This is a genomic window from Pseudoxanthomonas sp. LjRoot204_2, assembly GCF_056175765.1.
Genome location: NZ_JBGFFG010000082.1, coordinates 1 through 10,193 on the forward strand (window position 1 = coordinate 1; position 10,193 = coordinate 10,193).

Consider the following 10,193-nt stretch of genomic DNA (forward strand, 5'->3'; position numbering starts at 1 on the left):
CAGTCGCTGCTGCCGATCGTCGAGGCGTTCACCGCCCCCGCCGGCATCGCCGTGGAAACCCGCGACATCTCGCTGGCGGGCCGCATCCTGTCGCAGTTCCCCGAGTACCTGGCCGACGCGCAGAAGATCAGCGACGACCTGGCCGAGCTGGGCCAGCTGGCGACGCAGCCCGAAGCCAACATCATCAAGTTGCCCAACATCAGCGCATCGGTGCCGCAGCTGAAGGCCGCCATCAAGGAGCTGCAGGCCCAGGGCTACCCGCTGCCGGACTACCCGGACGAGCCGAAGGACGAGAAGGAAAAGGACGCCAAGGCCCGCTACGACAAGGTCAAGGGCAGCGCGGTGAACCCGGTGCTGCGCGAAGGCAACTCGGACCGTCGCGCGCCGCTGTCGGTGAAGAACTATGCCCGCAAGCACCCGCACCGCATGGGCGCGTGGAGCGCGGATTCCAAATCGCACGTCGCCCACATGGCGGCCGGCGATTTCTTCGGTAGCGAACAGTCGGCCACGCTGGCCAACGACGGCGCGCTGAAGATCGAACTGGTCGCCGCCGACGGCACGGTCACCGTGCTGAAGGACAAGGTGAAGGTGAAGGCCGGCGAGATCGTCGACGCCGCCTCGATGAGCCGCAAGGCGCTGGCCGCGTTCGTCGCTGCCGAGATCGCCGACGCCAAGGCCCAGGGCGTGCTGTTCTCGCTGCACCTGAAGGCCACGATGATGAAGGTCTCCGACCCGATCATGTTCGGCGTGGTCGTCAACGAGTTCTACAAGGCCGCGCTGGCCAAGCACGCTGCGGTGCTCGATCAGATCGGCTTCGACGCCAACAACGGCATCGGCGACCTGTACGCGCGCCTCGGCGCACTGCCGGCCGACCAGCAGGACGCGATCAAGGCCGACCTGCAGGCCGTCTACGCCGATGGCGCCGCGCTGGCGATGGTGAAYTCCGACAAGGGCATCACSAACCTGCACGTGCCSAGCGACGTGATCGTCGACGCGTCGATGCCGGCGATGATCCGCGATTCCGGCAAGATGTGGAACGCCGAAGGCAAGCTGCAGGACACCAAGGCCGTCATCCCGGACCGCTGCTATGCGGGCATCTACCAGGCGGTGCTCGACGACTGCCGCAAGCATGGCGCCTTCGATCCCGCCACGATGGGCAGCGTGCCCAACGTCGGCCTGATGGCGCAGAAGGCCGAGGAATACGGCAGCCACGACAAGACCTTCCAGATTCCCGCCGACGGCAGCGTGCGCGTCACCGACGACGCCGGCCGGGTCGTGTTCGAGATGAAGGTCGAGGCCGGCGACATCTGGCGCATGTGCCAGACCAAGGACGCGCCGATCCAGGACTGGGTGAAGCTGGCCGTCGGCCGCGCGCGCCTGAGCAAGACGCCGGCGATCTTCTGGCTGGACAAGGACCGTGCGCACGATGCGCAGGTGATCGCCAAGGTCGAGCAGTACCTCAAGGACTACACCACCGACGCGCTCGATATCCGCATCCTGCCGCCGGTCGAGGCGATGAAGGTGTCGCTGGAACGCATCCGCAAGGGCGAGGACACCATCTCGGTGACCGGCAACGTGCTGCGCGACTACCTGACCGACCTGTTCCCGATCATGGAGCTGGGCACCAGCGCGAAGATGCTGTCGATCGTCCCGCTGATGGCCGGTGGCGGCCTGTTCGAGACCGGCGCTGGCGGCTCCGCGCCGAAGCACGTGCAGCAGTTCCTGGAAGAGGACTACCTGCGCTGGGATTCGCTGGGCGAATTCCTCGCGCTGGCCGCATCGCTGGAGCATCTGGGCCAGCGTTACCTCAACACGCCCGCCAAGGTGCTGGCCAACGCGCTGGACGTCGCCAACGGCCGCATCCTCGATGAGAACCGCTCGCCCGCGCGCAAGGTCGGTGAGCTCGACAACCGCGGCAGCCACTTCTACCTGGCCCTGTACTGGGCGCAGGCGCTGGCCGCGCAGGACGAGAATGCCGAACTGAAGGCGAAGTTCGCGCCGCTGGCGAAGGCCCTGGCCGACAACGAAGCCACGATTCTCGGCGAGTTGAACGGCGCGCAGGGCAAGGCGCTCGATATCGGGGGCTACTACCACCCCGACATCGCCAAGACCGCCGCCGCGATGCGTCCCAGCAAGACCTTCAACGACGCACTGGCGACGCTGTCGGCCTGAGGTCTATCGCTTTCTCCGCCGCATCCAACGCCCGGCCCTGTGCCGGGCGTTGTGTTTCATGCGGACACAGGCTCGCCAGCCGTCCGCGCGCGAAGCTTCGATTTACGTGAAGGGCTTCCACCCGGCCCGCCATAATTCGTGGGAGCGACGTCAGTCGCGATGGGCCATCGCGGCGGTTCATCGCGACTGACGTCGCTCCCACGCTGGCGGGCGCTCACCGGAACAGCGACAACGAGGTCATAGCACGCAGCCGGCGGGCGCTGAGCCGCTGGATCGCTTCGCGATGCCGGGCCTGGCCAGGCGCATCGTGGACATGGTGCCGGTGGGCGGGTTCGGGCGGCGGGCTGTCGGTGTGGGCGATGTGACCCTGCAGGAACAGCATTCCCTGGCTCATTCCACCCAGCTGCTGCCACCACTGCTTCCTGATTCCGGTTTGCATGGGACTGCTCCGTGGCGCCGGTGTCCGGCTTGAAGGACTCCCAAGGTAGGCGCATGATCGGCCCCGAAAAAGCGAAAGCTCCGCAAGCCAGCCTTGAGGTGGATTCAAGATGAGCCGACTGCCGCTGGATCAGGTGGACGCCTTCGTCACGGCCGCGCGCCTGCGCAACCTCACCCGCGCCGCCGAGGCCATGCACCTGACCGTCAGCGCGTTGAGCCATCGCATGCGGCTGCTGGAGCAGCGGCTCGGCCACAAGCTGCTGGCGCGCGGACCTCGCGGCGTGGAGATGACGCCGGAAGGCCAACGCCTCTTCGATGCCATCTCCGGGCCGCTGGACACCATCGAGCATGCGCTGCGGCGCGCCACGTTGCGCAACGACCACACGGTGACGCTGAGCCTGATCCCTTCGATGGCCACGGCCTGGCTGGTGCCGCGCCTGCCGGCGTTCCTGGCCCAGCATCCGGAGCTCGGCCTCAATCTGCAATCGAGCACGCACGTGGTGGATTTCGAGCGCGAGCCGGTGGACCTGGCGCTGCGGCTCGGCGGTGGACGCTGGCCGAACGTGCACGCGGAGTTCCTCTTCCACGAATGGATCACCCCGGTCGCCAGCCCCGCCTTGCTGAAACAGCACGGCCGGCCGGCACCGGACCAGATGGCGAAGTTGCCGTTGCTGGGCGATCCGGCCAATCGATGGAAAGACTGGTTCGAGCATTTCGGCGGGCAGCCGCCGGCGCGCTATGTCGCGCAGTTCGACGACACCGAGACACTGCACCAGGCGGCGGCGCAAGGCGTGGGCGTGGCACTGGCGCGCTGGACGCTGGCCGAGCCGCTGGTGAAGGCCGGACGGCTGGTGACGCTGACGAAGAAACGGCTGCAGGCCGACTTCGCCCACTACCTGGTGTATCCGGAACGCAGCCTGGCGCACCCCGGTTTCCGCAAGGTGCGCAGCTGGCTGCTGGAGCAGGCCGGCATCGCAGTGGAGCGATGACTCCAGCGCGTGCCGGCTAACATCGCGCGCATGGTCCCCGCCGATGCCATCGCTCGCCTGATCCACGATGCCTTCGCGGATTACCACGCGCGCTTCGCCGAGATCACCCGGCGCGCGAAGATCCGGTTCGAGACGCAGGACTGGACCGCGGCCCGCCACGATGCGGTCGAACGCATCGAACTGTACGACCAGTGCATCGCCGAGTGCGCACTGCGGTTGCAGGCGGTACTGCTGGGACAGGCCCATGACCGGACGCTGTGGATCGCCGCACGTACGGCGTTCGAGAAGTTGGTCACCGGGCAGATCGACCGCGAGCTCTACAAGACCTTCTACAACACGCTGAGCCGCCGCTTCCTGCGCATCCGCGGCGTGGACCCGGCGCTGGAGTTCGTCGCGCTCGATGTGGAACCCACCGACGCGATCACCCACCCCGTCGCCCGGCACAGTTACGCAGTCTCCGAGCATCGCCCCACCGACACCTTCGCGCGCGTGCTGGCGGACTACGGCTTCGACGTGCCGTATGCGCACCGCACCCGCTGCGCGGCGGCGATCGCGGTGCGGCTGCAGGACGACCTGGCGCACTGGGGGGCGCAGCCGGTGCGCGGCATCGAACTGCTGGACACGGTGTTCTACCGCGAGCGGCGCGCCTATCTGGTCGGCCGCGTGTTCGGCGAACACCGGTTCTCGCCCTGCGTGATCGCGCTGGTGAACGACGGCGGCCAGCTCAGGGCGGAAGCCGTGCTGACCCATCGCGCCGACGTGGCGCACCTGTTCGGCACCTCGCGTAGTTATTTCCACGCCGACCTGTCGACGGTCGGCGATGCGGTCGTGTTCCTGCGCTCGTTGTTGCCGGGCAAGCCGATCGACGAGATCTACACCGTGCTCGGCCGCGCCAAGCAGGGCAAGACCGAACGCTACCGCACGTTCTTCCACCATTTCGCCGCGCATCCGGACGAACGGCTGGTGCATGCCGAAGGCACGCCCGGCATGGTGATGGCGGTGTTCACCCTGCCCAGCTACCCGCTGGTGTTCAAGGTGATCCGCGACCGGTTCGCCTATCCGAAGGCGATGAGCCGGCAGGACGTGGAAGACAAGTACGACCTGGTCTTCCACCTGGATCGCGTCGGCCGGCTGCTGGACACGCAGGCATTCCGCTTCCTGCGCTTTCCGCGTGCTCGGTTCGCGCCGGCCTTGCTGCAGGAATTGCGCGAGAGCTGCGCACAGAGCATCAGCGAAGACGGCGACGACCTCGTCATCGCGCTGTGCTACGTGCAGCGCCGGTTGCGGCCGTTGAACCTCTACCTGCGCGAGCAGAAGCCCGAGGCCGCGCGCGCCGCCGCGCTCGACTACGGGCAGGCCATCAAGGACATGGCGCGGAACAACATCTTCCCCGGCGACATGCTGCTGAAGAACTTCGGCTTGTCCCGGCACGGACGCGTGGTCTTCTACGACTACGACGAATTGCGACTGGTCACCGACTGCCAATTCCGCGACTGGCCGCAGGCGGAGAGCTACGAAGAACAGATGGCCGATGCGCCGTGGTTCCATGTGGACGCCGGTGATGTGTTCCCGGAGCGGTTCCCGCAGTTCCTCGGCCTGCCCGAGCCGCAGGCGAAGGCACTGAAGGCCGCGTATGGCGCGCTGTTCCAGCCTGGCTGGTGGCGCGACCTTCAGTCGCACCTCGCCGCGGGCGACTATCCGGATACTCCGCCTTACCCGGACACGCTCAAGCTCGCGTGACCGCGCGCATGCCCCTGCAACAGGCGGCGCGTTACCCTAGCCGCCACGTGGAGACCGCCTTCCCGCCATGAGTACCTACCGCCTCGACTCGATCTTCCGCCCACGCGCCGTCGCCGTGGTCGGCAGCCAGTCGCGTCCTCGCTCGGTGGGCCGCGCGGTGGTGGAGAACCTGCTCAACGCCGGCTTCGCCGGTCCCATCGGCCTGGTCAACAAGCATCCGTCGCCGATGGACGGCGTGGCGACGGTGCGCCACCTGCGCGACCTGCCGTGGACGCCGGATTTGGTCGTGATCGCCACCCCGGCGGCGACGGTGCCGCAGCTGGCCGCCGAAGCCGCGGAGAAAGGCGCGGCTGCCGTGGTCGTGCTCACCGCGGCGATGGGCAGCGGCCCCGGTTCGCCGGCCGCGCAACTGGAAGCGCTGACGCGCGAGAAGGGCCTGCGCGTGCTGGGTCCGAACTGCCTCGGTGTGATCGCGCCGCATGCGCGCCTCAATGCCAGCCTGGCGAGTCGTTTCCCGAAGGCCGGCGACCTCGCGCTGATTTCGCAATCCGGTGCGATTTCCGGCGGCCTGGTGGAATGGAGCATGAGCCAACCGGTCGGCTTCTCCGCCGTCGTGTCGCTGGGCGATGCGCTGGATGTCGACTTCGCCGACCTGCTGGACTACTTCGCCACCGACCACCGCACGCGCGCGATCCTGTTGTACGTGGAAGCGATCCGCGACGCGCGCAAGTTCATGTCCGCCGCGCGTGCGGCCGCGCGCACCAAGCCCGTGGTCGTGGTGAAGTCCGGCCACGGCGGCCGCGCCCAGGTGACGCCTTCCGGCAGCACGCATACGCAGAATCTCGCGCGTCCCAACGCCGTGTACGGTGCAGCGTTCCGTCGTGCCGGCCTGCTGCGCGTGCGCTCGCTGCACGAACTGTTCGCCGCTGCGCGCACGCTGGGCCAGGTACGCCCGTTCCACGGCCGCCGACTGGCGATCCTGACCAACGGCGGCGGGGTCGGCGCGCTGTCGGTGGACCACCTGTACGAACAGGGCGGCACGCTGGCGACACTGTCGGATGCCACCCGCGATGCACTGGACCGTCTCTTGCCGGTGGGCTGGTCGCGTACCAATCCGGTCGACCTGCTGACCGACATCGACGCGGACCGCTATGCCGCGACCATCGAAGCGCTGCTCGCCGATCCCGACAACGACGCGTTGTTGGCGGTCAACGTGCCGACCGTGCTGTCGTCGTCATCGGAAGCGGCGCATGCCGTCACGCGCGTGCTGTCGCAACGTCCTCCGCACGGCCTGCGCAAGCCGGTGTTCACCGTCTGGCTGGGTAACGATCCCCAGGCCGAAGCCGTCCTCGACGCCGCCCAGATACCGCGCTATCCGAACGAGTCCGATGCGGTCGCCGGCTTCATGCACCTGGTGCGCCACCGCGAGGTGCAGGCCGCGTTGATGGAGACGCCGCCCAGCCTGCCGGAAGACTTCAGTCCCGACGTGGCGATGGCGCGCGCGCTGGTGGACAGCGCGCTGGACGCCGGCCAGACCTGGCTGGATCCGCTGGCCACCACGCAACTGCTCGCCGCCTACGGCATTCCGATGGCGCCGCTGTGGCGCGCGACCGACGCCGAGGATGCCGCGCGCATCGCTGCCCCGCTGCTCGCCGAGGGCAGGACGGTGGCGGTGAAGATCCTCTCGCCCGACATCCCGCACAAGTCGGACGTGGATGGCGTGCGCCTCAACCTGCCGAACGCACACGCCGTGCGCGAAGCTGCCGCCGGCATCCTGCTGCGTGCGCGCGAGCGCCGGCCCGAGGCACGTATCGAAGGCGTGCTGGTGCAACCGACGGTGCTGCGCCCGAAGGCGCGCGAACTGATCGCCGGCATCGCCGACGATCCCGTGTTCGGCCCGGTGATCGCGTTCGGCCGTGGCGGCACGGCCGTGGAAGTCATCAACGACCAGGCCGTCGCCCTGCCGCCGCTGGACCTGCGCCTGGCGCACGAACTGATCGCACGCACCCGTGTGTCGCGCGTATTGAAGGCGTACCGCGACGTGCCGGCGGCCGACGAGCGCGCCGTCGCGCTGGTGCTGGTGAAGCTGGCGCAGCTCGCGGCCGATATCCCGGAGATCCAGCAGCTCGACATCAACCCGCTGCTGGCCGACCGCGACGGCGTGGTCGCGGTGGACGCACGCATCGCCGTGGCGCGCGGCCGCGCCTTGCACAAGGGCCGCGGCCATCCGCGCTTCGCGATCTTCCCGTATCCGACGGAATGGGAACGGACCATCGAACTCGCCGACGGCCAGCCCGCGCTGGTCCGCCCCGTTCGGCCGGAAGACGACGCGATGTTCCGCGAGTTCTTCACCCACATCACCGACGAAGACCTGCGCCTGCGCTTCTTCCAGTCGGTGCGTCATTTCAGCCACGAATTCATCGCGCGCCTGACCCAGCTCGACTATGCGCGCTCGATCGCGCTGGTCGCGGTACATCCGAGCACCCACGAGATGCTGGGCGCGGTCCGCCTGCATGCCGACGCGAACTACGGGAAAGGCGAGTACGGCATCCTGGTGCGCTCGGACCTCAAGGGCCACGGCATCGGCTGGAAGCTGATGCAGATCATGATCGAGTACGCGCAATGGCAGGGCCTAAAGCTGATCGAAGGCCAGGTTCTGCGCGAGAACCGCACCATGCTCGCGATGTGCGAAAGCCTGGGCTTCACCGTGAAAATGGACCCGGACGACCCCACACTGATGAACGTCAGCCTGCCGGTGCCGCCCTCTTCCTGACGGAAGCAGGCGCCCTACAGCTTCACCACCACCTTGCCGAAGTTCTCCCCGCGCAGCAGGCCGATCAGCGCGCGCGGTGCGTTCTCCAGGCCCTCCACGATGTCCTCGCGGTAGCGGATCTTTCCTTCGGCGAGCCAGCCGCCCATCTCGCGCAGGAACTGCGGATACAGCGCGATGAAGTCGTACTGGATGAAGCCGCGCACGGTCAGGTGCCGGGAGAGGATCTGGCCCATCAGCCACGGCATGCGGTCGGGCCCGGCCGGCAAGGCCTTGTCGTTGTAGTGCGCCACCAACCCGCAGACCGGGATGCGGGCGAAATCGTTGAGCAGCGGCACCACGGCATCGAACACCGCTCCGCCGACGTTCTCGAAATAGACGTCGATGCCGTCAGGGCACGCGGCGCGCAGCTGGTCGGCGAAATCCGGGGCGCGATGGTCGAGCGCGACGTCGAAGCCGAGTTCGTCGTGCAGGTAGGCACGCTTGCGCTCGCCACCGGCGATGCCGACGGTACGCGCCCCCTGCAGTTTCGCGATCTGGCCGACGGTCGCGCCGACCGGTCCGCTGGCGGCGGCCACCACGACCGTTTCGCCGGCCTGCGGTTTGCCGATTTCATGCAGGCCGACATAGGCGGTGAAGCCCGGCATGCCATAGACGCCCAGCGCGGTGGTCAAAGGCGCCACGCGTGCGTCCAGCGTGCGCTTCAACCCCTTGCCATCGGCCACCGCATGCGTCTGCCAGCCGCCGTGCGCAAGCACGACATCGCCCACCTTCAGATCGGGGTGGCGGGAGGCGACCACCTCGGACACCGTCCCGCCCTCCATGACCTCGCCGATCTCGACCGGCTTGGCGTACGAGCGTCCGGCATTCATGCGTCCGCGCATGTACGGGTCCAGCGACAGGTAGCGGTTGCGCAGCAACACCTGGCCATCGGCGGGAGCAGGCAGCGGCACCTGTTCCATCCGGAAATCGTCGGCCGTCGGCTCGCCCTGCGGGCGGGCGGCCAGCACGATGCGGGTGTTGCGGGTGGGATCCTGGCGGGTCATGGCGGCGTGTCCGGCGGTGCGATGCGTCGCAGTCTAGCGAGGCCGCGTGCGGATGCGATGAAGCGTGGCCGCGGCGCGACGGCCGCCATGCGGGCTGAACATGCTGCGTGCTAGGCTCCGCGCACCTTTCTGGAGGCCTTCCCGATGACGATACGCATGGTTCCGCTGTCCCTGGCGCTGGTGGCCGCACTGGCCGCATCGCAACCCGCATTCGCCGCTTCGCCGGCCAAGGCCGCGGACGCCGCGCACACGCTGTCGGCATCCGATGCCGCCGCGCTCGACACCGTGCTGAAGGGCGAGTGGCGCGATGCCAAGAACACTGTGCGCGACGTCCATCGCCATCCGAAGGAAACCCTCGCCTTCTTCGGCGTCAAGCCATCGCAGACCGTGGTGGAAATCACCCCCGGCGGCGGCTGGTATTCGGAGGTGCTGGCCCCGTACCTGAAGGCGGAGGGGCGTTATGTCGCTGCGGTCGTCGATCCGGCGGCAGCGGCCGAGAAGAGCCGCAGCTACTACCAGCGCAGCGTCGATGGCCTGCAGAAGAAGTTCGTCGATGCTCCCGCGCAGTTCGACAAGGCGGTGACGGTGAAGTAYGACCCCGCCGCTCCGGTCTTCGGCGCGGCCAATTCCGCCGACGTGGTGCTGACGTTCCGCAACGTGCACAACTGGCGCAGCGCGAACCAGGCCGAAGGGATGTTCAGGGGCTTCTTCGCCGTGCTCAAGCCCGGCGGCGTGCTGGGCGTGGTGGAGCATCGCGCGAACCAGGACGTGGCGGCAGACGACGACACCGGCTATGTCAGCGAGGCGCAGGTGATCGCGCTGGCGAAGGCCGCCGGCTTCCAGCTGCAGGCGAAGAGCGAGATCAACGCCAATCCGAAGGACACCAAGGACCACCCGAACGGCGTGTGGACGCTGCCGCCGTCCAACAACCACCCGGAAGCGGACCGCGCGAAGTACCAGGCCATCGGGGAAAGCGACCGCATGACGCTGCGGTTCGTGAAGCCCTGACAGGGGTGCGGGCGTCGCGATGAGCGTTCC

The 10,193-nt window shown here is 68.2% G+C and carries 7 protein-coding genes; 5 read left to right on the top strand and 2 right to left on the bottom strand.

Translation table 11 applies throughout. The annotated features are described in order from the left end of the window. A partial coding sequence (locus AC04L7_RS05890; RefSeq protein ID WP_475512677.1) for an NADP-dependent isocitrate dehydrogenase occupies positions 1–2,172 on the top strand: 2,172 nt, incomplete at its 5' end. 214 nt (positions 2,173–2,386) lie between these two features. Here AC04L7_RS05890 and AC04L7_RS05895 read toward each other — a convergent pair. Next, a complete protein-coding gene (locus tag AC04L7_RS05895) occupies positions 2,387–2,611 on the bottom strand; it encodes a hypothetical protein (RefSeq protein WP_436000866.1) in 225 nt (74 codons plus the stop codon). Positions 2,612–2,720: 109 nt separating this feature from the next. On the opposite strand from AC04L7_RS05895, the gene AC04L7_RS05900 reads away from it, so the two are divergent. From AC04L7_RS05900 to AC04L7_RS05910, 3 genes are all read left to right on the top strand, one after another. Next, complete coding sequence (locus AC04L7_RS05900; protein ID WP_093489116.1) at positions 2,721–3,599, top strand: LysR substrate-binding domain-containing protein; 879 nt, start codon at positions 2,721–2,723, stop codon at positions 3,597–3,599. A gap of 30 nt (positions 3,600–3,629) precedes the next feature. Further along, positions 3,630–5,339, top strand: coding sequence for a bifunctional isocitrate dehydrogenase kinase/phosphatase (aceK, locus tag AC04L7_RS05905; protein ID WP_436001127.1), 1,710 nt, complete (start codon positions 3,630–3,632; stop codon positions 5,337–5,339). Between the two features lie 67 nt (positions 5,340–5,406). After that, positions 5,407–8,112 carry a bifunctional acetate--CoA ligase family protein/GNAT family N-acetyltransferase gene (locus tag AC04L7_RS05910; protein WP_436000868.1) on the top strand — a complete coding sequence of 902 codons (2,706 nt, stop codon included), beginning with the start codon at positions 5,407–5,409 and terminating at the stop codon, positions 8,110–8,112. A gap of 14 nt (positions 8,113–8,126) precedes the next feature. On the opposite strand, the gene AC04L7_RS05915 is transcribed toward AC04L7_RS05910, so the two are convergent. Continuing rightward, positions 8,127–9,155, bottom strand: coding sequence for an NADP-dependent oxidoreductase (locus AC04L7_RS05915; RefSeq protein ID WP_299344651.1), 1,029 nt, complete (start codon positions 9,153–9,155; stop codon positions 8,127–8,129). Between the two features lie 144 nt (positions 9,156–9,299). Between AC04L7_RS05915 and AC04L7_RS05920 the strand changes: the two genes are divergently transcribed. Next, the gene (locus tag AC04L7_RS05920) at positions 9,300–10,163 is read left to right on the top strand and encodes a class I SAM-dependent methyltransferase (RefSeq protein WP_299344653.1); all 864 of its coding nucleotides are present in this window, start codon (positions 9,300–9,302) and stop codon (positions 10,161–10,163) included. Positions 10,164–10,193 lie beyond the last annotated feature (30 nt).